20 protein-coding genes are annotated in these 22,065 nt (G+C 64.8%); 13 read left to right on the top strand and 7 right to left on the bottom strand.

The genetic code is table 11. The features are described 5' to 3' along the window. Positions 1-6: 6 nt before the first annotated feature. Entirely contained in the window at positions 7-789 is a 783-nt protein-coding gene (locus AC1DCF_RS09910; protein ID WP_477210846.1) for an alpha/beta fold hydrolase, read from the bottom strand. Positions 790-856: 67 nt separating this feature from the next. Here AC1DCF_RS09910 and AC1DCF_RS09905 point away from each other — a divergent pair, with 67 nt between their 5' ends. Further along, positions 857-1,621 (top strand): NAD(P)H-hydrate epimerase, encoded by a 765-nt coding sequence (locus AC1DCF_RS09905; protein WP_477210845.1) that lies wholly within the window; start codon positions 857-859, stop codon positions 1,619-1,621. Between the two features lie 12 nt (positions 1,622-1,633). On the opposite strand, the gene AC1DCF_RS09900 is transcribed toward AC1DCF_RS09905, so the two are convergent. After that, positions 1,634-2,401: an alpha/beta fold hydrolase gene (locus AC1DCF_RS09900; protein WP_477210844.1), complete on the bottom strand. Its 768-nt coding sequence runs from the start codon at positions 2,399-2,401 to the stop codon at positions 1,634-1,636. A gap of 71 nt (positions 2,402-2,472) precedes the next feature. Continuing rightward, complete coding sequence (locus tag AC1DCF_RS09895) at positions 2,473-6,267, bottom strand: SCO7613 C-terminal domain-containing membrane protein (protein WP_477210843.1); 3,795 nt, start codon at positions 6,265-6,267, stop codon at positions 2,473-2,475. A gap of 160 nt (positions 6,268-6,427) precedes the next feature. On the opposite strand from AC1DCF_RS09895, the gene AC1DCF_RS09890 reads away from it, so the two are divergent. From AC1DCF_RS09890 to AC1DCF_RS09860, 7 genes are all read left to right on the top strand, one after another. After that, positions 6,428-6,694 carry a GlsB/YeaQ/YmgE family stress response membrane protein gene (locus AC1DCF_RS09890; RefSeq protein WP_477210842.1) on the top strand — a complete coding sequence of 89 codons (267 nt, stop codon included), beginning with the start codon at positions 6,428-6,430 and terminating at the stop codon, positions 6,692-6,694. 450 nt (positions 6,695-7,144) lie between these two features. Beyond that, complete coding sequence (locus AC1DCF_RS09885) at positions 7,145-8,878, top strand: ABC transporter ATP-binding protein (protein ID WP_441789072.1); 1,734 nt, start codon at positions 7,145-7,147, stop codon at positions 8,876-8,878. 2 nt (positions 8,879-8,880) lie between these two features. Next, positions 8,881-11,004, top strand: a complete 2,124-nt coding sequence (locus AC1DCF_RS09880) for an ABC transporter ATP-binding protein (RefSeq protein WP_477210841.1) — start codon at positions 8,881-8,883, stop codon at positions 11,002-11,004. 154 nt (positions 11,005-11,158) lie between these two features. Continuing rightward, entirely contained in the window at positions 11,159-12,349 is a 1,191-nt protein-coding gene (locus AC1DCF_RS09875; RefSeq protein ID WP_441789070.1) for a cation:proton antiporter, read from the top strand. 38 nt (positions 12,350-12,387) lie between these two features. Then, complete coding sequence (locus AC1DCF_RS09870; protein WP_477210840.1) at positions 12,388-12,909, top strand: mycothiol transferase; 522 nt, start codon at positions 12,388-12,390, stop codon at positions 12,907-12,909. Beyond that, positions 12,902-14,380, top strand: coding sequence for a DHA2 family efflux MFS transporter permease subunit (locus tag AC1DCF_RS09865; protein WP_477210839.1), 1,479 nt, complete (start codon positions 12,902-12,904; stop codon positions 14,378-14,380). Before AC1DCF_RS09870 ends, AC1DCF_RS09865 begins: the two co-directional genes overlap by 8 nt. A 222-nt stretch (positions 14,381-14,602) precedes the next feature. After that, positions 14,603-15,688, top strand: a complete 1,086-nt coding sequence (locus AC1DCF_RS09860) for a HoxN/HupN/NixA family nickel/cobalt transporter (RefSeq protein WP_477210838.1) — start codon at positions 14,603-14,605, stop codon at positions 15,686-15,688. On the opposite strand, the gene crcB is transcribed toward AC1DCF_RS09860, so the two are convergent. Genes crcB through AC1DCF_RS09845 form a run of 3 tightly spaced genes read right to left on the bottom strand, consistent with a single transcriptional unit; the run spans position 15,677 to position 17,015 of the window. Next, positions 15,677-16,054 (bottom strand): fluoride efflux transporter CrcB, encoded by a 378-nt coding sequence (crcB, locus tag AC1DCF_RS09855; protein ID WP_477210837.1) that lies wholly within the window; start codon positions 16,052-16,054, stop codon positions 15,677-15,679. The two genes, AC1DCF_RS09860 and crcB, sit on opposite strands and share 12 nt — an antisense overlap. Beyond that, complete coding sequence (locus AC1DCF_RS09850; RefSeq protein WP_477210836.1) at positions 16,051-16,506, bottom strand: fluoride efflux transporter FluC; 456 nt, start codon at positions 16,504-16,506, stop codon at positions 16,051-16,053. The genes crcB and AC1DCF_RS09850 overlap by 4 nt, the downstream gene beginning before the upstream one ends. Then, entirely contained in the window at positions 16,503-17,015 is a 513-nt protein-coding gene (locus tag AC1DCF_RS09845) for a universal stress protein (protein WP_441789064.1), read from the bottom strand. Before AC1DCF_RS09845 ends, AC1DCF_RS09850 begins: the two co-directional genes overlap by 4 nt. Positions 17,016-17,090: 75 nt before the next feature. Between AC1DCF_RS09845 and AC1DCF_RS09840 the strand changes: the two genes are divergently transcribed. After that, positions 17,091-17,963: a GTP pyrophosphokinase gene (locus AC1DCF_RS09840; protein ID WP_477210835.1), complete on the top strand. Its 873-nt coding sequence runs from the start codon at positions 17,091-17,093 to the stop codon at positions 17,961-17,963. Between the two features lie 12 nt (positions 17,964-17,975). On the opposite strand, the gene AC1DCF_RS09835 is transcribed toward AC1DCF_RS09840, so the two are convergent. After that, positions 17,976-18,410 carry a MarR family winged helix-turn-helix transcriptional regulator gene (locus AC1DCF_RS09835; protein ID WP_477210834.1) on the bottom strand — a complete coding sequence of 145 codons (435 nt, stop codon included), beginning with the start codon at positions 18,408-18,410 and terminating at the stop codon, positions 17,976-17,978. A gap of 66 nt (positions 18,411-18,476) precedes the next feature. Here AC1DCF_RS09835 and AC1DCF_RS09830 point away from each other — a divergent pair, with 66 nt between their 5' ends. From AC1DCF_RS09830 to AC1DCF_RS09815, 4 genes are all read left to right on the top strand, one after another. Beyond that, a complete protein-coding gene (locus AC1DCF_RS09830) occupies positions 18,477-19,097 on the top strand; it encodes an NAD(P)H-dependent oxidoreductase (protein ID WP_477210833.1) in 621 nt (206 codons plus the stop codon). Positions 19,098-19,128: 31 nt separating this feature from the next. Then, complete coding sequence (locus AC1DCF_RS09825) at positions 19,129-19,761, top strand: hypothetical protein (RefSeq protein ID WP_477210832.1); 633 nt, start codon at positions 19,129-19,131, stop codon at positions 19,759-19,761. A gap of 115 nt (positions 19,762-19,876) precedes the next feature. Next, entirely contained in the window at positions 19,877-20,965 is a 1,089-nt protein-coding gene (locus AC1DCF_RS09820) for a LolA family protein (RefSeq protein ID WP_477210831.1), read from the top strand. 44 nt (positions 20,966-21,009) lie between these two features. Next, entirely contained in the window at positions 21,010-22,056 is a 1,047-nt protein-coding gene (locus AC1DCF_RS09815; protein WP_477210924.1) for an ABC transporter ATP-binding protein, read from the top strand. The last annotated feature ends 9 nt before the right edge of the window (positions 22,057-22,065 follow it).

Here is a 22,065-nt window from a genome sequence, read left to right as displayed (position 1 = left end):
TGACGGTCAGCGGCCCGCGTTGAAGAACGCGACGCCGGCATCCCGGAATGCCCGCGAGGTCGGCGCGTTGAAATGATTGCGACCCGGAATCTCGAAGAATGCGCCGTTCGGCGTGGCCTCGGCGAGAGTGCGTGACGCGGCCAGGATCGCATCCTCGCTCCCGGTCGCAAACAGAACGGGCTGCGCCGGCGCATTGTCCGCCTGCGGCTGAGGTCCGTCACGCAGGCCCTCGACCAGGGCGACGAGCGCTTCGAGGTCGTTCCCCGGAACCGATCGGGCCATCGTGAGATAGGCACCGGTGAGCCGGTCGGTCAGATCGGTGCCGTTCTCGATGTGCGCCCGGGCATCCTCAACCTGAAACCGCTTGAGCGGATCGCCGTCGGGAATCCCGCCGAGCAGGGCCCGGGTGATGCGATCGGGATGCTCCCGGGCGGACTGCCAGCCGACGCGGGCACCGAGCGAGTAGCCGGCGTAGCTGACTTCGTCGAGAAGGTAGGCGTCGAGAACCTGCAGCACGTCGGCGACAAGTAACTCCATCGTGTACGCCGCGGGATCGTGCGGCTTGTCGCTCGCGCCGTGCCCACGCTGGTCGATGGCGATCACGTGATAGCCGGCCCGAGTGAGGTCGCGGGTCCATCCCGTTGCATGCCAATTGAGGAGAGCGCTCGAAGCGAATCCGTGCACCGCGACAATCGTCGGGTCGGTGGGATCGCCGAACTCATAGGTCGCCAGCTTGACGCCGTCGGGGGAGTAGACGGAGCTGGGCTGAGGTGCGGCAGGAGTGATCATCAGAACCTATTTGACCACGACAGCGGCGATTGGCAGCGATGTCCCGTCATCGGCGTAGTGTGGCGAGGTGAAGACGTACACGGCTGCGCAGGTGCGGGAAGCCGAGGCGCCGGCGTTGGCGGCCGGTGTGCCGCTGATGGCCCGGGCATCGGCGGCACTCGCTGATGAGACCGCCGCGTTGCTCCGTGAGCGGCGACAGTCCGTCGTTGATCCGGCCCCCGGCGCTGCTGTTCCAGCCGATGGTCTCATCGCCGGAGCACGGATCATGGTGTTGGCCGGCGCGGGGGACAACGGCGGCGACGCACTTCATGCCGGCGCCCTCCTTGCCGCGCGCGGAGCACTCGTGACAATCGTCCCGACCGCGACTCGAATGCACGAATCCGGTCTCGCCGCCGCACGTGGCGCCGGGGCGCGCCTGCTGTCGCTCAGCGATTCAGCGGAAGAACTCACCAGCGCGGTGGTCGCTGCAGCGACCGGCGCCGACGTGATCCTCGATGGAATTCTAGGCACCGGCACCAGCGAAAATCCGGCGCTCCGCGGCCGAGCGCGCTCGCTCGTTGCGGCCCTTCTCCCGCTGGTGCACGGCGGCGGACCGGCGGTGGTGGCCGTCGACATCCCGAGCGGGATCGACCCCGATCGAGGAGACGTGCCCGATTCGACCGTGCTGCCCGCCACCCTGACCGTGACATTCGGCGGGTGCAAGGCCGGGCTGCTGAGAGCGCCGGCTTCTGATTTCGTCGGGAGGCTCGTGGTCGTTGACATCGGGATCGGTGCGGAACTTGACCGCATCGCCGCCCGGGACCGCCGTACGCTCGATCGCGACACAGAGTGACCCGCGGCGGAATTACACAGCAGTTGTGCCACGGGCCCAGAGCGTGCGCAGGGAGCGGGCCAATCGCTCTGGCTCTGCACGGTGCGGCGGATCGAAATGATGGCGGTCTTCGAAGACCTCCAGGGTGAAATCTGCGAACACTGTGGCCAGCCGCTCGGCGATCTCGCCGTATTCGTCGGGATTGCTCAACCCACCGAGGGCGAAGTAGACCGGCCGAGAGAACCGGCGCAGTGCGTCACGGTCCAGATCGTACGTGCCGAACGTCGTGATGAATGCCCGCATGCCCGCAGGGCGCAGCGCCATCCATGGCGGAGGATCGCCGGCGGGCGGCGGGGAAAGCTCGACCTCGGGGCGCACGTTGAGTCGCATGAAGGCGCTCATGAATTCACCGGGCGGCACAGCGTCGAGCGTGGCGATTGTCGCCCAGAATGCACGGTGTGCATCACTGATGTCAACCCAATTACCCGCCCAGGCCGGTTCTAGCAGGGCGAGGCTGAGTAGCCGGTCGGGGAATCGTGCGGTGAAGGCGAGAGCTGACGCACCACCACCGGAGTAGCCGACGAGATGGAACCTGTCCCAGCCGCGGCCGTCCGCCTCCCGCAGCACGCCATCGACTTCGTTGTCGAGGGAGTAGTCGGTTGGCGGGTGGGCCCCTGAGTAGACCTCCAGCTCTTTCGCTACAGCGTCGACGTCGCGACCCAACTCGGCCAGCAGGCTCCCGTAGGCGAGCTGAGCCGGGAGCACACTGCCGGGAAGAAAGAGAACTTTCGGCGTGATCACCAATTCACTCTTGCACCGTGAATCCGGGTGGACAAGTGCCACGGGCTGCCACCGGGCGGCGTCCGATCGACCTAGCCGAGGTCCCGCATCCGGGCGGTCACCGCGGTGCCGTCCGCGCCCTTGCGCTCCGCGGTGATGGCGATGATCAGCAGCACGGCGCCGGCCGTGGCCAGGGTGATCCACCAGAGCAGAGGATTGATGGTCCGCCCGATCTGCACCGTGAAGACGACGATGATCTCGATCGGCAGCACCGCTAGCCCCAGGATGAAGGGGGCGGCCAGTCGCTTGACTGCCCCGATCAGGATTGAGGCCAGGGCCAAGCTCATCACCAGGATGGCGCGCCACGTCTGTGGGTCGGTTCCGGTGGAGAGAACCGACGGCAGGAACGTCACAATAATGCCGGGCGCGAGCAGACGCCACGACCCGGTGAATCCGTTCGGCCAGTCGGTCAGAGCGGCAAACCCGGCCGCCACATCTGACGACCCGGTCAACGAGTTGTTCCGGGTGCGAGTCGTAGTCGGGACGGCACCGATCACCGGCCGCAGCGCGATGATGCCGACGCCCAGCAGTGCAAGCCCGAGCGGCAACGAGAACGCCTCGACGCGGAGCTCACGCTGACTCCAGCCCGCGACGGCGGTGCACCAGGCCAATGCGAAGACGAACCAGACCGGGGGCAGCGATGCCGGGCGCGTGCGGGCGCGCGCCGCAATCCAGAGCATGAACCCAAGGAGCAGAAGGGTGAGCAGCATGAGCGTCAGAATCGACAGCGGGTGAAACCGGATGGCGGTGATCGGCCCGACTACCAGAAAGGCCAGGGCCGGGGCGAAGGTCCAGCGCGAGGGCACACGCGTGGGCGCCCCGCCGGTGTTGCCGAGCACAACGGCAGCGACTGCGGCAAGGACCGCCGCGACTCCGCTCAGCGCGAGCACCGGAACCATGACGAGGGCGGGCTGGGTGAACGCCAGCTGATCGATGTCCAGCCCCCACCGCACCGCCTGCACCGCCCCGGCGCCGGCGGCACAGGTGGCGATGACCAGGGTCGGCATCCGCAACACGGTGAATCGCGGCGACAGCGTTCCGCGCCGCAGAAGCAGGCCGAGGACGATCAGAAGAGCAGAAGCGGCCAACAGGCAGGAGGTGCGCCACGGCAGCGTCGGTGTGAAGGAGGGAGGCGAGACCGCCAGCACGGCCAGGCTCGGCAGCACGGCGACGGCCAGTCCGGTGGCGAACAGGGTGACGCCGTCGCGCCCGCGGGCAACGAAGGTCGCGCCGACGATCAGAGCGGCGAGGGCCGGGGGCAGCAGATACGGCTCAACGATGTCGACACCCTGAATCGCCCAGACGCACCAGAGCGCCCCGGTCCAGCTCGCCCCGGCCGCCCACCAGGCATATCGCGGGCGCGTGGTGAAGGCGGTGGCAGCGGCACCTGCTCCGAGGATGACCAGCACCAGGAACGTGGTGTCCAAGCCGGCCGCCGTGCGCACCAGGGCGAGAACAACGCTCAAGACGGCGGTGACCAGCACCGAGATCTCGATCCAGCGGCGGGCGGCATCCGCTTCGGCGACAGGAATGCCGCGGCGCTTCAATGCCGCGGCGATCACTGCGGCGGCGGGAAGGGTGCAGGCGACGATCGCTGCGATGACGGGTAGCACAATGGGGGAGCCGCTCATCGGCAGGAGCTGAGCGCCCAGGCAGACCACGACCACGGCAAGTGCCGGAACCAGGAGAGCCGCCGCCGCCGATCGCAGCAACGGCGTCATCCCCACCCGCCGCGTGGTCACCAACGTCAGGGCAAGGGCGAAGGTGACGCCGGTCGACAGTGCAGTCCACCCGCTCCGCACGAGCAAGACGGCCACGATGCCGATCAGAAAGGGCACGGCCGTCACGACCAGGGTGGCATACCAGCTGCGCGGCGAGAGCCAGGTTGTGAGCGTCACACCGAGCGCGAAGAGAGAGGCCAGAGTCGTGGTCAGGCAGAGCACCGCGATGGCTTCCACGTGTGCCTGGGTGAGCGCCGTGCCGAAGATGATGAGCGCGTAGGCGTAGCCGATGCCGAAGTAGAGCGCTCTCCACCGCGCTGGCACGGCCTGCGCGACGACGGCGAGCACGATGACCGCAGCGGCGCCAACCCAGACGATGGTTGAATCCTGCAGCCAGCCGATGGCCGCAGCAAGTGCCAGCAGAAGGTGCGCGCCGACGAGAAGGGGACGGCGATGGGATGGCGCGGTCAGGGAGGCGTGGCCGACCCGGCTGAGCAGGAGCGCGAGCGAGGTCGCCAGAGCCAAGCCGATGACGGCCTGCACCGACGGAGCGAAGCCGGGCCAGACAGTGACGGTGAGGGCGGTGAGCACGCTCAGCCAGAGGGCAAGACCGCGAGCCAGTCGGGCGGACATGGTTGTCTCGACGGCGCGGGACGTCCACCATTGAGTCGCCGCGACGCCGGCGACGCCGAAGATCAGAACGAGAGCAACGGGCGGGGTGAATCCTGAGGAAAGCCCGTCGTAGCGGGAGAGGTCGTAGCCGAGGGTCCGGGCGGCGAGGGGGTACAACGTCGACAGCGTTTGCTGCACGGCCATCATGATCACCGGGATCGCCGCGACAAGGGCGATGGTCCAGGAACCGATCAAGAACGCGGTGCGCCGGGCGGGAAGTGTGGAACGCAGCGTCGCAGCGCCGACGAGGGCGAGGCCTGCAGCGATCGGCACCAAGGCGGTGTACCACTCCTGGTCGGAGATCAGGATGCCAAGCGGCACGATCGCGATCGCCGTGACACCGAACACCCCCGCCGCCGCGCTCCAGAGCGCGGGGAGCCCGTTGCGGCTGCCGATCGCGGCCACGACGCTCAGGCAGGCGAGGATTCCGGCGGCACCGAACACTCCGGAGGAGCCGAGCGGCAGCCCCAGTGCGATCAGCTGAATCAGTGCGATGGCGACTGCCGCGAGCTGAAGAATGGTCGCGGTGGTGCGCTCGCCGGTGAGCATCGTGCCGAATCGGGGTGCGAGACGACGGATGACGACCTGCAGGCCGAGCACCGATGCAGCGACCGCGAGGCTTCCGACGAGCGCCGACCACGCGGTGTTGCCGGCGATGCCCCAGAATCCGGGGGTGATCGCGGCTCCGACGATCGACACCCAGACCCAGCTACGCACGCGAGCACGGACGCCGAGAAAGAGCAGAACCGCTGAAGCGATCAGAGTGCCGATTCCGGCGTACAGGAACTCGCTCACCCCGGCTGGTGCTGTTTGCGTGAACGCCCAGATGTCGAGAATCACGAACACCGCTCCGAGCGCGCCCACCGCCTCGGCGGAGAACTGCAGTCCCTTCTTCGCGAAGAGCCAGGCGCCGCCCAGAAACAGCACGGACATCGTCGAGATGATCGCGGTACGCATCGCGAAGCTGGTGAGGTCGGGGTTCAGAAAGGTGAAGACGAGTGCGGCAACGGCGAGCAAGCCGGCGCCGGCCACGGCCAGCACCGATTGCACGCTGATCTGCCGGCCCGCAGTCTGCGCCGTGCGTGTGGTGGCCGAGGCGGAACTCAGAGAAATGGGCCTTGCCGTCGAGGCGGGGTGGGGAGTACCGACGCCGACCGAATCTGCAGACGCGGAAGGAACAGCAGCGGGGCTCACCGCTGGGGCTGCTCCGGGACTCGGCCAGACCGTCGGCACACGGTCGAGGATGCTGCCCCGAGCTTGCAAGGCGTCTGCTGCCCGTGTTGATGCCGCCACCAATTCGGCGCCAACCGGGCCGCTGAAGTCGGCTCCGCAGGTTGAGCACCATTGAGCCGCGTCGAGGTCTCCGTCGCAGCGCGGGCAGGCAAGCCAATCAACCAGGTAACGGACGGCGTCGTCGTTCCAGCTTTTCCCCATGGGCGCAGTCTAGGTGTGAGCATTCGGATTTCCGGTGATTGTGGGAACACCTGACAGCGGGGAATGAAACCGGAAACCTTGCCTGCGAGCAACGGACGTGCCAAGTTGGGCACCCGCCCATCTTCTCTGGACGGGTCGCCGTCACGAAAGGAACAAGACCATGGGGTTCTTCTCATTTCTGATCCTCGGGTTGATCGCCGGAACAATCGCCAAGCTGCTCCTGCCCGGTAAACAAGGCGGCGGATGGTTTATGACCCTTCTGCTGGGAGTCGTCGGCGCGATGCTCGGCGGCTGGCTGGGCGGCATCCTGTTCAACGCCAACCTCGACGAGTTCTGGTCGATTCAGTCGTGGCTGCTCGCAATCGTCGGCTCGATCGTTGTTCTGTTGCTGTGGGGCCTGCTCTTCGGGCGTAAGAACGCGGCCTGATCGAACCCGGAGCATTCGAACGGCGGGCCTGCGTCGGGACTATCGCATCTGCCGATTTCACGTCTGACCCCGGTTTATTGCGGCATTCGCCGAGGCTGTGGCATAGTTTTCTCATGCTTGTCTCTTAGTCCCGTTGTCAGCGAATCTGACGCGCGCTCCTCTTTGTCTGTTCCTCGACACCGTCTGTTGTTGAACTCTGTCTGATCCTCGACGTGGCCCGCCGAATGCTTCTCACCCGGAGCCTCCGTGTCGGCCGCAACCTGCACCACAGCTCCGCGCCTGCGCGGTGAACGCCCGGCGTGGGGTGTGCCCGGTCTCAGCGGCCAGTCACAGGGCTGATTGCCTCTGGCTGCCGGGCTGCGCTCCCGTGTCGGTGGTACCCCCTAGCGTTGTTGTGTCTGACAGCGTCCCTTCCGTTTCACAGCCTTTTCAAAACCGTGAGGATTCCTTTTGGTTCTTGTTTCACTCGTTCTCAAACACGCCAAGCCCTATAAGGCCTGGATTGCGGCAGTCTTCGTGCTGCAACTCATCTCCACGATCGCCGCCCTCTATCTTCCGAGCCTGAACGCTCAGATCATCGACCAGGGCATCTCGACGGGCGACACCGAGTTCATCTGGTCGACCGGTATGACCATGCTGGTGGTCTGCCTGGTGCAGGTTGTCACAGCCATCGGCGGCATCTATTACGGTGCTCGCACCGCCATGGCGATCGGCCGTGACCTGCGTCGCGATGTCTACCGCAAGGTTGACTCCCTGAGCGCGCTCGAACTCGGCCGATTCGGCACCGCCACCCTGATCACCCGCGGCACCAACGATGTGCAGCAGGTGCAGATGCTCGTGCTGATGACGCTGAACTTCATGGTCTCCACCCCGATCATGTGCATCGGCGGCATCGTGATGGCACTGCGCGAAGACGCCGGGCTGTCGTGGCTGGTCTGGGTCTCCGTGCCCCTGCTCTTCCTGATCGTCGGCTTCCTGGTCTTCCTGCTCATGCCGTTGTTCCGCCTGATGCAAGACCGCATCGACGGCATCAACAGCGTGTTGCGCGAGCAGATCGTCGGCATCCGCGTTGTGCGTGCCTTCGTGCGTGAACCGTTCGAGTCGGAGCGCTACCGCACCGCCAACGAAAACCTCACCCGCGTGTCGGTGCGCGTCGGAAACATCTTTGTGCTGATGTTCCCCGTCATCATGATGGTGTTGCACCTCGCCACCGCCGCCGTGCTCTGGTTCGGCGGTCACCGGGTGGATGCCGGTGAGATGCAGATCGGTTCACTCACCGCGTTCCTGCAGTACCTTTTGCAGATTCTGATGGCCGTGATGATGGGCGTCTTCATGGTGATGATGATTCCGCGCGCCGTGGTCTGTGCCGAACGCATCCAGGAGGTGCTCGGCACCACGTCAAGCCAGCTGATTCCCGACGCGTCGGTGGACACCCCGACCGTGGGCAAGGTCGAGTTCCGCAACGTGACGTTCGGCTACCCGGGCGCTGAGCGTCCGGTTCTTGACAACATCAGTTTCACTGCGGAACCCGGCAAGACCACCGCGATCGTCGGATCGACGGGTGCCGGAAAGACATCCCTGATCAACTTGATCCCGCGTCTCTACGACCCGCAGCAGGGTGAGGTGCTGATCGACGGCGTTCCCGTCTCGTCGCTCACCCGCGACCAGGTGTCGAGCGTCGTCGGCCTCGTCTCGCAGAAGCCCTACCTCTTCTCCGGAACGATCGCCTCCAACCTCCGCTTCGGCCGGTCCAGCGCGACAGACGACGACCTCTGGGAGGCGCTGAAAGTCGCCCAGGGCGAAGACTTCGTGCGCGATAAGGCGAAGGGACTCGACGACCCGATCTCGCAGGGCGGCACCAACGTGTCGGGCGGCCAGCGTCAGCGTTTGTGCATCGCACGAGCGCTCGTCGCCAAGCCTCGTGTCTATCTCTTCGACGACTCGTTCTCGGCGCTTGACGTGTCGACCGATGCCCGGTTGCGTGACGCACTCGGTGACGTGACCGGTGACGCCACCGTCATCATCGTCGCGCAGCGCGTTTCCTCGATCACCGACGCCGATCAGATTCTGGTCGTCGACGACGGAGTGATCGTGGCCCGCGGAACTCACGACGAACTCGTCGACAGTAATGAGACGTATCGCCAGATCGTCGAATCCCAGCTCAGCGTCCAGGAGGTGGCGTAACCATGGCGAAACGCCCAAGCAAGAAGTCACAGGATGCCGCGGTCGTCGTCGCCGAGATCGACGCGCTCGAGGCCGATTTCGATTACACGCCCAGTGAGGCTGACGGCGACATGTTCGGCGGAGCCCCGGCCAAGAAGGCTCAGCATTTTTGGCCGTCGGCCAAGCGTCTGATCGGTCTGCTCCGTCCGGAACGCGCAAAGATGATTGTCGTTGTCGCCTTGGTGACGGTGTCGGTCGTGCTGACCGTTGTCGCGCCGAAGATTCTCGGTCAGGCGATGGACGTCATCTTCAACGGCGTGATCGGCGCGCAACTGAAGCCCGGTTCGACTCTGCAGGAGACCATCGCGGGTCTGCGTGCCGCCGGCAACGACCAGTTCGCCGACATGCTGCAGGGCACCAATGTGGTTCCCGGTCAGGGCATCCAGTTCGATGAGTTGGCGCGTCTGATCACGATCGTCCTCGCGCTCTACGTCGTTGCCTCGTTCCTCATGTGGGCTCAGGGCTACATTCTCAACGGCCTGGTCATGCGAGTGATCTACCGACTCCGCCAGAACATCGAAGAGAAGCTCAACCGCCTGCCGCTGTCGTACTTCGACACGCGCCAGCGGGGTGACGTGATGTCCCGCGTCACGAACGACGTCGACAACATCCAGCAAGCCTTGCAGCAGGCGTTCTCGCAGTTGGTGCAGTCGTTGCTGACCGTGATCGGTATCGGCGTCATGATGTTCATCGTGTCGTGGCAGCTCGCCTTGATCGCTTTGATCGCTCTGCCGCTCTCCGGCATCATCGCCGGCGTGATCGGTGTGCGTTCGCAGAAGCTGTTCGCCGCCCAGTGGAAGAACACCGGCGCGTTGAACGGCCACATCGAAGAGACCTTCTCGGGCCAGGAGATCGTGCGTGCGTTCGGTCGCGACCGCGAGATGCTCGAGGAGTTCGACAAACGCAACGACAAGCTGTTCGATGCCTCGTTCGGTGCGCAGTTCGTCTCCGGCATGATCATGCCGGCGATGACGTTCGTCTCCTACCTCTCTTATGTGATGATCGCCGTGGCCGGTGGCCTGAAGGTGGCCTCTGGCCAGATGACGCTGGGTGATGCAACCGCATTCATTCAGTACTCGCGCGAGTTCTCGCAGCCGATTGGACAGATGGCGGGCATGGCGAACATGCTGCAGTCGGGCGTCGCATCGGCCGAGCGCACCTTCGAATTGCTCGACGCCGACGAGCAGGAGGCCGAACAGGTCACCGCTCACCTGCCCGAGCGCACCGACGGTCACGTCGAGTTCGAGAACGTCTCGTTCAGCTACAGCCCTGAGAAGCCGCTGATCGACAGCCTCTCGTTCTCGGCGGAGCCCGGGCACACCGTGGCGATCGTCGGCCCGACCGGTGCCGGCAAGACCACCCTGGTGAACCTGGTGATGCGTTTCTACGAACTGACCGGCGGGCGCATTCTGCTCGACGGTGTCGACGTGACCTCGCTGTCACGGGCCGAACTGCGTTCGCAGGTCGGCATGGTGTTGCAAGACGCCTGGCTGTTCGAGGGCACCATTCGCGAGAACATCCGTTACGGCCGACTCGATGCGACAGATGAAGAAGTCGTGGCAGCGGCCCAGGCGACAATGGTCGACCGCTTCGTGCGCCAGCTGCCCGACGGCTATGACACAGTGCTCGACGGCGACGGCGGAAGCGTGTCGTCGGGTGAGCGCCAGCTCATCACGATCGCGCGGGCGTTCATCGCCAACCCGTCGCTGCTGATTCTCGACGAGGCGACCTCATCGGTCGACACGCGCACTGAGGTGCTCGTGCAACAGGCGATGGCGGCCCTGCGCACCGACCGCACGTCGTTCGTGATCGCGCACCGTCTGTCGACGATTCGCGACGCGCACACCATCCTGGTGATGGAAGACGGCCGGATCGCCGAGCAGGGCAACCACGAGCAGCTTCTCACGAAGCGCGGCGCGTACTACTCGCTCTACATGGCACAGTTCATGGGCGGCGAACCGGAGCAGGCGACGTCAACGGATGGCGCCGGCTACGTCGCTGAGGCGGCCGCAGTCGACAGTGCCGCGGTTGACAGCACCATGGATGGAGATCCCACCCTCGAGAGCGAGCCCGTTCAGACGAGCTAGTTCCGACGAGCTGGCCGAGCCAGCTCGAGCGCGAAACCCCACCTTTCGAGTTGCTCGGTCTTTCGAGTTGCTCGGTCGGTGGGGTTTCGTCGTTCGGAGCGCTGAACGTCGTAGGCTGACCACACCCGGCTGACCGCCGACGAGGGGAGAGAATATGCCTGATGTGGGGTCCATCGCGATCGTCGCCCTCATTGCCGTGCTCGCCCCCATCGCCGCGGCGCTCATCGGCCGGGTGATCAAGATTCCCCTCGTCGTCTTCGAGATCGTGCTCGGGATGTTGGTGGGCCCGAGCATCCTGGGCTGGGTGCACCCCGACGGCTTCTTGACCGCGCTGTCGAACTTTGGACTCGTGATGCTGTTTTTCATGGCCGGAAACGAGATCAATTTCTCGCTGTTCAGTGGGCAGCTGGTGAAAAGAGCATCGTTCGGTTGGCTGATCTCCTTGGTGCTCGGCGTCGTCATCGGGATCGCACTCGCCGGCGGTTCACTCGATGGGGTGTACATCGGCATCGCGCTGACTTCGACGGCCCTCGGCACGATCATGCCGATTCTGCGCGACACCGGAAACCTCACCACGCCATTCGGCCGGTCCGTGACCGCCGTCGGCGCAGTGGGGGAGTTCGGCCCGCTGCTGGCCATCTCGATCTTTCTCAGTGGGCGCCAGCCGGGCGTCGCAACACTGATCCTGCTCGCCTTCGTGCTGATCTCCGGCCTCGCGATCTGGTTCGCACTCCGTCGGCCTCATCAGCGGCTGAGCGAGCTCGTCAGAGCGTCCCTGCACACCAGTGGGCAATTCGCGGTACGTCTCGTGCTGCTCGTCGTGATCGCCCTCGTTGCACTCAGCATCGCGCTCGGGCTCGACATGCTGCTGGGCGCTTTCGCCGCCGGCATCCTGTCCAGGGCCTTGCTGAAGGATGTCGGTGAGGCCGACAAGGTAACCATCGAACGCAAGCTTGAAGCCATCTCGTTCGGGTTCCTGGTGCCGATCTTCTTCATTACGACGGGGATCACGTTCGACCTCGACTCGCTGATCTCTGACCCGCAGGCAGTGGTGTTGCTCCCGATCTTCTTGGTGCTTCTGCTGGTCGTGCGGGGCATTCCCGGCTCATTCGCCGCGCCGCCCGGCGCACCGTTTGCCGAGCGCCGCTCACTCGCCCTGTTCGCTGCGACCGGCTTGCCGATCATCGTCGCCGTGACGAATATCGCGCTCGACCAACACGCCATGGAGGCGGGAACCGCAGCGGCGCTGGTCGGGGCGGGAATGCTCGCCGTCCTCCTGTTCCCGCTGCTTGCGCTGGTCGGCTCAAGCAAGCACGCGCATTTTGCCGCTGCGCTCCCGGAGTGAATGGCGCAGAATGAGGTCAATCGTCTGAAGGAGAAACAATGACCTCATCGGCAGACATCCTGGTCGACGGATTCGCCCGCATCCGTGAGGTGGTGCAGGGCGTGGTCACCTCGCTCAGCCCGCAAGATCTTGCCGAGCGGGTCGATCCAGACGCCAACTCGATCGCCTGGCTCGTCTGGCATCTCACCCGTGTGCAGGACGACCACGTGGCCGACGTGGCCGACACCGATCAGATCTGGCTGGCCGAAGGCTGGAACGTCAGATTCGGCTTGCCTTTCCCGCCTCGGGCGACGGGCTATGCGCACTCGTCCGACGATGTCGGCCGGGTGACGGGGGTCTCGGCCGACCTACTCTGGGGATACCACGACGCGGTCTCCACCCGCACGATTGAATTCGTGAATCGGCAGACCGATTCCGACCTGGACCGCATCGTCGACAAGCGGTGGACTCCAGCCGTCACGCTTGCAGTCCGGCTGGTGAGTGTGCTCGCCGACGATCTGCAGCACGCGGGGCAGGCTGCGTTCATCGCGGGAATGCTGGAGCGTCGTCGCCATGGCTGAATCATTTCGACCAACTGACGGAAAGACGGCGGCGGCATCCATAGCGCCACGTCGCGCCTGGACCGCACTGATCGTGCTGATGCTCGGCATGTTCATGGCGCTGCTCGACACCACGATCGTGAACGTCGCGCTTCCCACCATTCGCACGAGCCTGAATGCGTCGGAAGCAACGCTGTCGTGGATCATCTCCGGTTATGCCCTCGCCTTCGGTCTCGCACTCATCCCGGCTGGTCGCATTGGCGATCGAATCGGACACAAATGGGTGTTCTTCACCGGTCTCGCACTCTTCACCACCGCGAGCTTCTTCTGCGGTCTCGCCCAGAACGACACGCAACTCGTGGTGTGGCGTGTCATCCAGGGTCTCGCCGGCGGAATCTTCGTGCCCGGAGTGACGGCCATGATTCAGCTGATGTTCCCGTTCAAGGTGCGGGGCAAAGCGTTCGCGATAATGGGCGCCGTGATCGGCGTCTCCACCGCCATCGGACCCATCCTCGGTGGACTGATCATCGAGGCGTTCGGCGTCGAGAACGGCTGGCGACTCGTCTTCTGGGTCAACCTCCCGATCGGTGTTGTCGCTCTGATCGCCGCGGCCATTCTGTTGCCGTCGGGTTCGGAGGGGTTGAGCAAGACGGGCAACGACTGGTTCGGGTTGCTCCTACTGTCTGCCGGGCTGATCGCGCTACTCGTTCCTCTGATCGAGGGTCAGGATGCGGGCTGGCCGGCCTGGACATACATCACACTTGTCGCCGGTGCTCTGCTGATCGTGGCGTTCGCCTTCTGGGAGCTGCGCGTGGCGAAAGCCGACGGCGTGCCCCTGGTGCCCCCGCATCTCTTCACCCATCCGGCGTTCACCGGCGGCGTCATTCTGGCCCTGGTCTATTTCGCCGCCTTTACGAGTATCTTCTTCACCATTTCGATTCTGTGGCAGGCCGGCCTCGGGCATACTGCTCTCGAATCGGGTCTGGTGTCCGTGCCATTCGCGATCGGCAGCATCATCGGTGCGGCATTCAGCGACAGGCTGTCGCGCTTGCTCGGTCGCCGAGTGTTGGTGATCGGAACCGGCCTGCTCGCGATCGGCCTGATCTGGGTGTGGCTGGTGTTGCAGCTCACCCCGGCGAGCGACCTCACCGCGTGGGCGTTCCTCGTGCCCTTGTTCCTCGGCGGGCTCGGCAACGGCTGCTTCATCGCACCCAATGCCCAATTCATCGTGGCCACTGTGGACCGTTCAGAAGCGGGCGCCGCGAGTGGGGTGATCGGCGTGATGCAGCGCGTCGGCAGCGCCATCGGAATCGCCGTCATCGGCAGCGTGCTGTTCGGAACGTTGACCTTCACCGGCACGACGCCGACGGCGGTCGCCGACGCCTTCGCCTCGAGTGCGGCATCCGCTCTGGCCGTCAGCGCCGGGCTCAGCGTCGTGGCGTTCCTGCTCGTCTTCGCCCTGCCCAAGAGAGTCACTCAGCAGGGCCGCTAACCGGGGGGCGCGGACAGACAGGCGCAGTGCAGCTGCGACCGAGCCGGCGAGCGGCTGCCCGGCCTGCCTCGAAAAGTCGTTTGGACGCAATCCCGCCTTTGTCGGTTGCGGATGCTGTGAAACCACACGATTCTCGTTGCAGGTGCAAGCGCGCCGCCGTCGGCGTCGTGCGCGAGCTGCTCTCTGGAAACCCCTCACCCGCGTCGAGGAAGAACTGACACCATGAAATCCCAACCGTCGTACGTCACCCAACTGATTCGGGTCTTCGTTCCGGTCGTTGTGATGCATGTCATCGGATTCGGTGTGTTCTTTGTGCTGATCGAGCCGCAGCACTTGAAGTTGGGTTCGTCGGTGTTCGGGGTGGGGATCGCGATCACGGCCTACATCCTCGGCGTCAAACACGCCTTCGACGCCGACCACATCGCCGCGATCGACAACACCACCCGCAAACTCGTCGATCTCAAGAAGCCGGCGGCAGGTGTCGGGCTGTACTTCTCGCTCGGTCACTCGACCGTGGTATTCCTGATGGCGGCGTTGTTGGCGCTCAGCGTCAGCTGGGCTGTCGACCTCGCGTCCGATGGCAACGGCATCCGCGACATGCTCGGGATCTTCGGCACCATGGTGTCCGGAGTATTCCTGCTGCTCATCGGCCTGATCAACGCGATCTCGTTCGTCGGGATCATGCGGGTCTGGCGACGCTCGAAAGACGGGGTGCTCAACGAGAAAGAGCTGGAGCGCCAGCTTGACGGGCGCGGCTTCGTCAGCAGACTCATCCGTCCGCTGATCAAATCGGTCGACCGGCCGGGAAAGATGTATCTTGTCGGGTTTCTCTTCGGCCTCGGCTTCGACACGGCCAGCGAGATCGCGCTGTTGGTCTTGGCCGGCACCGGCGCGGCAACCGGGCTGCCCTGGTATGCGGTGCTCTGCCTGCCGCTGATCTTCGCCGCCGGGATGAGCCTGTTCGACACCCTCGACTCGGCAGTCATGGTGAAGGCCTACTCGTGGGCCACGTTCAACCCCATTCGCAAGGTCTACTACAGCCTCACCGTGACGGGCATTTCCGTGATGGTGGCGGTACTCATCGGGGGGATCGAGCTCATCGGCCTGCTCAACGAGAAGCTGGGGCTGCGCGACCCGCTGACCGGATGGATTGCAAGCATCGACCTCGAAAACGTGGGCTACATCATCGTGGGAGCTTTGATCGTCGCCTGGCTGGCCTCGACCGCGTATTGGAAGCTGGGCAAGGTTGAAGAACGGTGGGCCGGTCATCCGACCGCTGCGAAGTCGACTGCGGCGTCAGATCAATGAGGCCAGCCAGAGCCCGAGACCTGCTGCGCTGACCGCGAGCACCAGCATCCCAACGCCGCTCGCCAGCGACCAGCCGTATCTGCCTTGCTTGATCAGTTGCACGGTCTCGTAACTCGCCGTGCTGAACGTCGTGTAACCGCCGAGGAATCCGGTGCCGATGACCACGTTCACGTCGGTCGGAAGCAGATGCGTCAGCGTCAGCCCGGTGATGAAGCCGAGCACGAGGGAACCTGACACGTTGATGATTGTGGTCGCCCACGGATACGCCGTCTTCATTTTTGCGCGCAGCAATCCGTCGAAGAGAAACCGTGTCGCTGCGCCGAGGCCGCCCGCGACGGCCAGGAGGAGAAAAATCAGGGGTGTCATCGGGCCACCGTTCCAACCGAGTCAGTGGCGGTGCGGCGGGAATTCATCTGAGCTGCAAGAACGATGCCGGCCCAGGTGGCGAATGCGCCGAGAATGACTGTGCCGAGGGCGTAGGCGAACGCGAGACCGAGACGGCCGTTGGCGTTCAGCACCGCGGTGTCCGTGGCCAGCGAACTGTAGGTGGTGAAGCCGCCACAAAAGCCGGTGCCGAGCAGAAGCTTGAGGTTCTTCGCCCTGCTGTCGCCGGGGCCGAGCCGGGTCACCGCCTCGTAGAGGTAGCCGAGCAGAAACGCGCCGACGATGTTGACGATCGGGATCGCGATCGGCAGAGCGCCGAGGTCGGGGATGAGCAGCGAGACGACTTCCCGGGCTGATGCCCCGACTGCACCGCCCAGCGCCACCAGGCCGAGCGGACCCCACCGCAGGTGGCTCGGGCGCGTCGCAGCACTCATTGCTTCCACAGCATCGGTGACTCAATACCGGGGGTCCGGACTGGAATGACCACCACGGGGCGGTCCTGGTGATGCGCAAGCTGCACACCGATCGACCGGTTGAAGAACTCCTGGATGGTCCCGCTCACCGAGCTCTGATGGGCACCGACCACGATCATCGCCGCATCGACGGTGTGAGCAAGATGACCGAGGGCGCTGGACACGTCACCGGCGAGCACAAGCGTTCGCCAGGTGACGCCGGACTCCGCGAGCAAGGCGGAGAGGCCGGAGGCTAACTTCTCGTCGAAGATCTCTTCGCGAAGATCGGCAAAATCGGGATCGATGGGGGCCGAACTGACGGCGCCGTCGGCCGCCTCCGACACCGCATAGCGGCCCGGGTTGACATGCGCGCAAATGAGCTCAGCATCGAACCGCCGGGCGAATTGGGCGGCGTGCAGAACGACGTGTGGTGGTTGACCGGGGGAGACTCCGACGATGACCGGGTGACCCGAGTGCTCGTTCGCTGTCATGGTTGGAGCCTATCGGCGTTCGCGTCGACCGCGGAAGCGAGTGCGGCGTGCTGCGACTGAGAGGGATATGAGGTGATGCTCTCATCAGAACCACAACTCGAAGCCCTAAGGTCAAGCACTGTGAATGCTCCGAGATCGTCTGAAAGCAGTACCGTCGCACACGACGCGAATCTTCCCCTTCTCTCTGAAGTCGCCAAGTTGCGCGAGGAACTTTCCCGCTTCTTGATGCAGTACAAATTCGGCATCGACGAAGTGCTGACGAAGATCACGATTCTGCAGGAAGAGTTTCTGCACCTGCACGAGCACAACCCGATCGAGCATGTGAACTCCCGGCTCAAGTCTCCGGAAAGCATCATCGGGAAGATCGGGAGGAAGGGGCTCGACCCCTCGTTCGATTCGATCCGCGAGGCCATAACCGATATCGCCGGCGTGCGAATCACCTGTGGTTTCATTACCGATGCGTACAGAGTCTTCGACTTGCTGACCCAGCAAAGCGACATCCGGGTGATTGAGGTCAAGGACTACATCAAGAATCCCAAGCCGAATGGCTACCGCAGCCTGCACGCGATCATCGAGATTCCGGTGTTCATGTCGGACCGGGTGGTACCGGTGACCGTCGAACTGCAGATTCGCACCATTGCAATGGATTTTTGGGCGAGCCTCGAGCACAAGATTTATTACAAGTACGACGGCCAGGTTCCTGCAGCACTTCTCGGGAGCCTGACCGAGACAGCCGACATCGCGGCCGACCTTGATCTGCGGATGGAACGCCTGCATCACGAGGTTCTCGCTTTGAACTCAGATCCGCTCGGCGAGATAGCCCTCGATCGAGGGTCGGCCACCCCGGTTCCCGGCGGCAATGGGCCGCTCGATGACACCCTGGTGGTGCAGCTTCAGTCGCTGCGTTCGCTCTTCGGGTCTTCGGGTTCGGGCCCGGCGGCGCACTGATCGTGAACTGAGTCAGCTGTTCCGGGCCGACAGGGCAGTGAGAAGCCGGATCGCCTGTTCCGCGTCGTCGGGATCGAGATCAGAGGCGAACTCGGCAAGCACGCGATTGCCGGCATCGACTACCGCACTGCCGCGCGGGGTGACCACCACCGTCTTCTCCCGGCGTGACAGGGGCGAGACCTCAACGGTGGCGTAGCCATCCTTAACTGCCGCTTCGACCTGACGACTGACGCTGCTCTTGTTGAGCCCGAGTACCGCCGCGATCGCTTGCTGATTGAGCGGGTCGTCCGGGGACGAAAGTGTGCACAGCAGGGTGTAGCTGGCGAGTGAGGCCTGGCAGTCAGCTTGAATGCGCTCGCCGAGGGCGCGTTCGAGGGTGGCGACTGTGGTGCGCGCAGCGAGCCACAACTCGAGAAGCTGAGCGCTGGCATCCTGGGGGTCCGTCATGCGTCAAGTATCCACTAACATGAGTTGCGTAAGCAACTGTTGCTTACGCAACCAATGGAGTGATCAATGCATGTACTCATGGTCTTCGACCACCCGTACGGGGCCGCGGCGTTCGACAATGTGCCGAATCGCCGGAGCCTGTCGGCCGCAATGCTGGCTGCTGCGCAGGCCGGCCTGGACGCCGCCGGTCACTCCCACGACACGATTGACCTTGCTGCCGAAGGCTTTGACCCCGTGCTTTCGGCGGAGGACCTCCGTGCCTGGCGGACCGGTTCTCCTGCCCGGGCCGACGTCGTCGGTCTCCAGGATCGCCTGGCTGCCGCCGACCACATCGTCTTTGTGTTCCCCACCTGGTGGATGTCCATGCCGGCGGCGACGAAAGGGTTTCTCGACCGCGTGCTCACGCGCGGATTCGCTTTCGAAGAACCACGACCGGGCGGAGCCCTCGTACGCACCTTGCACCGTCTGCGCGGAGTGACGGTGATGACGGCGATGACGACTCCCGGCACCCTGTACGGCGTCTGGTTTGGACGACCGGCGCAGCGCATCCTGGCGCAGGGCACATTCCGTCTGATCGGGATCCGCCGGATACGATGGATCGCGATCGACCGTTCCACACAGCGCGGGCCCGCGCGTCGTGAACGGGCGCTGGCCCGCATCACCCGGCAATTCGCCGCACTGCGCTGAGCCGGACCAACACTGGTAACCAAGGAGAAGCGTGACTGAACTTACTGAGCTGACGGTGCCGCGCAAGCGCAACGTCAAAGACCTCACCGTCAGCATTGCTGCCCTCGAATCGGGCGATCAGATCAGCGCGACGTTTTTCACCGAGCGATTCGGCGCTTTCAACCTGAACGGCGAGGCGCGCTTGTCACCCGCGATCGGCACCTTCACCATTGCCGGCCGGGCCATCGAGCAGAGCTTGAAACCAGACAAGGCACTGCAGACTCTGGCGATCGTCCAGTCGGCATCGGGAGCGGACGATGTCGGCGACGTCGATTCAGACGTCGATTCAGACGTCGATGATTCAGACGTCGATGAATCAGACGTCGATGATGCAGGCGCCGTCGATCCGGAACTGCCGGTCGGCGATCTAAGCGCGGTCGGCGAACTCGGCCACGGTGACCTCGTCCGTGCGGTATTCCACGACCCCGCCTACGGAAACTTCACCGTGACCGGGGTGGCCGTGTTCTCCCGGGTGGGAACCATGTACCTCGTCGGGGAGTGGATTCTCGGCATCAACCAGGCGCCCGCGTCCCGCCTGCGCCAGATCGAGATCGTGGCACCGGCCGGAAGCCACCCGCACCCGGTACCCACCACCATCACGAAGCTGGCCGACGACGTCGAGTAGCCTCGCCCGCGTACCGTCACTGCCGTCGAATTGATGGATGCCGATCCGGGCCGACAAGCGTAATGTCGAAAGCGGAAACGTGCTCCGACACGCACGTGCTTCGGAGGTAAGTGTCATGACCCGGAAGTGGCTGCGCTGGTTACCGGCACTCGTGGTGCCGGCGGTGATCGGCGCCGGGATCGTTGTCGTGCCGCTGATGGCCAATGCGGCTGTCTCGCTTCCGGACAAGACCCCGGCCGAGGTGCTGGAGATGGTCGGCGAGAGTTCGGTGACCGCGCTCTCCGGAACGGTGGAGCAGAGCTCACAGCTGGGGCTTCCCGAACTGCCGAAAGGGATGGCATCCGGGATCTCAGGGGACGCAGGCGATGCGAGCGCGGCATCCCTGATCGAACTGCTGACCGGCTCACACACCGCCCGCGTGTACCTGGACGGCCCGACGAAGGCCCGAGTTCAGGTTCTCGACGAGCTCGCCGAACGCGATGCGATCCGCAACGGCAGTGACGTCTGGATCTACGATTCGGCCCAGCAGACCGCGACACATCTGGCACTTCCGGCCGCGTCAGCAACCGAACAGGAGTCCAGCGCCGCTCCGGCACCGGGTGACACTCTGACTCCGGCCCAGGTCGCCCAGAAGCTGCTCAACGCCGTCGAGCCCAGCACGACGGTCACGGTCGGCGCACCGGTCTCGGTCGCCGGTCGCTCTGCCTATTCTCTGGTGCTCACCCCGCACAGCTCGGCGACCCTGGTCGATTCGGTCTCTGTTGCCGTCGATTCGGCCACCGGGTTACCGCTGAAAGTGGATGTCCAGGCGCGCGGGCAGGCTCAGCCGGCCTTCGAGATCGCCTTCACCGAGTTGACGTTGGCGACGCCACCGGCCGAGTTGTTCACCTTCACCCCGCCACCTGGAGTGACCGTGAAGAACGTGACACTTCCCACCCGCCCCACGAATTCCTCGTCAGAGGGGGAGGCCGGTCCCGCACACACCGTCATCGGCAGCGGCTGGGAGTCAATTCTTGAGATGCCCGTTGGCGCACTGCCGGCGTCGGTGACCTCGTCGCCGCTCTTTGGTCTGATGACTCAATCGGTATCCGGCGGACGCAGCGTATCGACCTCATTGGTCACCGCCCTGCTGACCGACGACGGCCGGCTGTTCGTCGGCGCAGTTCCGCTGAGCCAGCTGCAAGCCGCAGCCGCCGCTCAGTGAGCGGGCCTCTGTCGTCGACCGGTGCTCTACCGTCGATCGGGCCTCTGCAGTCGATCGGGCCTCTGGCATCGACCGACCTGGCAATCGAGACTCACTCCCTCACCAAACGGTTCGGCTCTCACGCCGCAGTCGACCAGATCGATCTCGCCGTCCCCCGGGGGGCGGTGTTCGGTTTTCTCGGACCCAACGGGTCGGGCAAGACGACGACCATCCGCATGATGCTTGGATTGGCAGCCGCGACGAGCGGGGAGATCTCCGTACTCGGGCAGACCATGCCGGACTCGGTGCATGCGGTTCTTCCACGGGTGGGCGCCCTCGTCGAGGGACCGGCTTTCTATCCGTTTCTCTCCGGGGCGGCGAACCTACGCCGTCTCGATTCAGCCGACCGGCACGCCCGCCCGCGCAGCAGAACCGCGCGCGTTGAGCACGCACTGGAGCGGGTAGGACTGACCCACGCCGCCGGTAAGAAGGTGCGGGCCTACTCGCTCGGGATGAAGCAACGCCTCGGTATCGCCAATGCGTTGCTCGGCCCGCGCGACCTGCTCGTGCTCGATGAGCCGACAAACGGGCTCGACCCGCAGGGAACGCGCGAGGTGCGGAGCCTCATTCGTTCCCTTGCCGCCGACGGAACAACAGTCTTCGTTTCGAGTCATCTCCTGGCCGAGATCGAGCAGATCTGCACCCACGCCGCCGTGATGAGCGCCGGTCGTCTTGTTGCACAAGGCACGCTCTCGCAACTGCGTCAGGGCGGGCAGAGCCGGGTGCGGGTGAACACTCCGGATGTCGCCGCGGCGCTGGGGGTGTTGGCCGGACTAGGGCTCACCACCGACCCGGTCGCTCCAGCAGCCAGTTCTGCGGGCAGTGTTGCGATGAAGTCTGCAGCGCCGGCCCCCGATTCGGCCGCAGCCGGCGCATCGACCGGTGCGATGGTCAGCGCAATCCTGGATGACGGCAACCCGCTGCTTCCCGAGGCCATCGTCGCCGCCCTCGTGATCGGCGGGGTGCGGGTGCGCGGTTTCAGCATCGACGGCGCCAGCCTCGAAGACCGTTTCGTTGAACTCACGGGGGAAGGATTCGACATTGTCAACTGACGAATCTCT

This window comes from Leifsonia sp. 10L418, from assembly GCF_056395445.1.
This window is presented reverse-complemented; position numbering and strand designations above follow the sequence as displayed.

Excerpts from the sequence above, each read along its gene's own strand:
- AC1DCF_RS09910 (WP_477210846.1), bottom strand. The coding sequence starts at position 789 with ATGATCACTCCTGCCGCACCTCAGCCCAGCTCCGTCTACTCCCCCGAC.
- AC1DCF_RS09895 (WP_477210843.1), bottom strand. The coding sequence starts at position 6,267 with ATGGGGAAAAGCTGGAACGACGACGCCGTCCGTTACCTGGTTGATTGG.
- AC1DCF_RS09890 (WP_477210842.1), top strand. The coding sequence starts at position 6,428 with ATGGGGTTCTTCTCATTTCTGATCCTCGGGTTGATCGCCGGAACAATC.
- AC1DCF_RS09880 (WP_477210841.1), top strand. The coding sequence starts at position 8,881 with ATGGCGAAACGCCCAAGCAAGAAGTCACAGGATGCCGCGGTCGTCGTC.
- AC1DCF_RS09875 (WP_441789070.1), top strand. The coding sequence starts at position 11,159 with ATGCCTGATGTGGGGTCCATCGCGATCGTCGCCCTCATTGCCGTGCTC.
- AC1DCF_RS09870 (WP_477210840.1), top strand. The coding sequence starts at position 12,388 with ATGACCTCATCGGCAGACATCCTGGTCGACGGATTCGCCCGCATCCGT.
- AC1DCF_RS09865 (WP_477210839.1), top strand. The coding sequence starts at position 12,902 with ATGGCTGAATCATTTCGACCAACTGACGGAAAGACGGCGGCGGCATCC.
- AC1DCF_RS09860 (WP_477210838.1), top strand. The coding sequence starts at position 14,603 with ATGAAATCCCAACCGTCGTACGTCACCCAACTGATTCGGGTCTTCGTT.
- crcB (WP_477210837.1), bottom strand. The coding sequence starts at position 16,054 with ATGACACCCCTGATTTTTCTCCTCCTGGCCGTCGCGGGCGGCCTCGGC.
- AC1DCF_RS09850 (WP_477210836.1), bottom strand. The coding sequence starts at position 16,506 with ATGAGTGCTGCGACGCGCCCGAGCCACCTGCGGTGGGGTCCGCTCGGC.
- AC1DCF_RS09845 (WP_441789064.1), bottom strand. The coding sequence starts at position 17,015 with ATGACAGCGAACGAGCACTCGGGTCACCCGGTCATCGTCGGAGTCTCC.
- AC1DCF_RS09840 (WP_477210835.1), top strand. The coding sequence starts at position 17,091 with ATGCTCTCATCAGAACCACAACTCGAAGCCCTAAGGTCAAGCACTGTG.
- AC1DCF_RS09835 (WP_477210834.1), bottom strand. The coding sequence starts at position 18,410 with ATGACGGACCCCCAGGATGCCAGCGCTCAGCTTCTCGAGTTGTGGCTC.
- AC1DCF_RS09830 (WP_477210833.1), top strand. The coding sequence starts at position 18,477 with ATGCATGTACTCATGGTCTTCGACCACCCGTACGGGGCCGCGGCGTTC.
- AC1DCF_RS09820 (WP_477210831.1), top strand. The coding sequence starts at position 19,877 with ATGACCCGGAAGTGGCTGCGCTGGTTACCGGCACTCGTGGTGCCGGCG.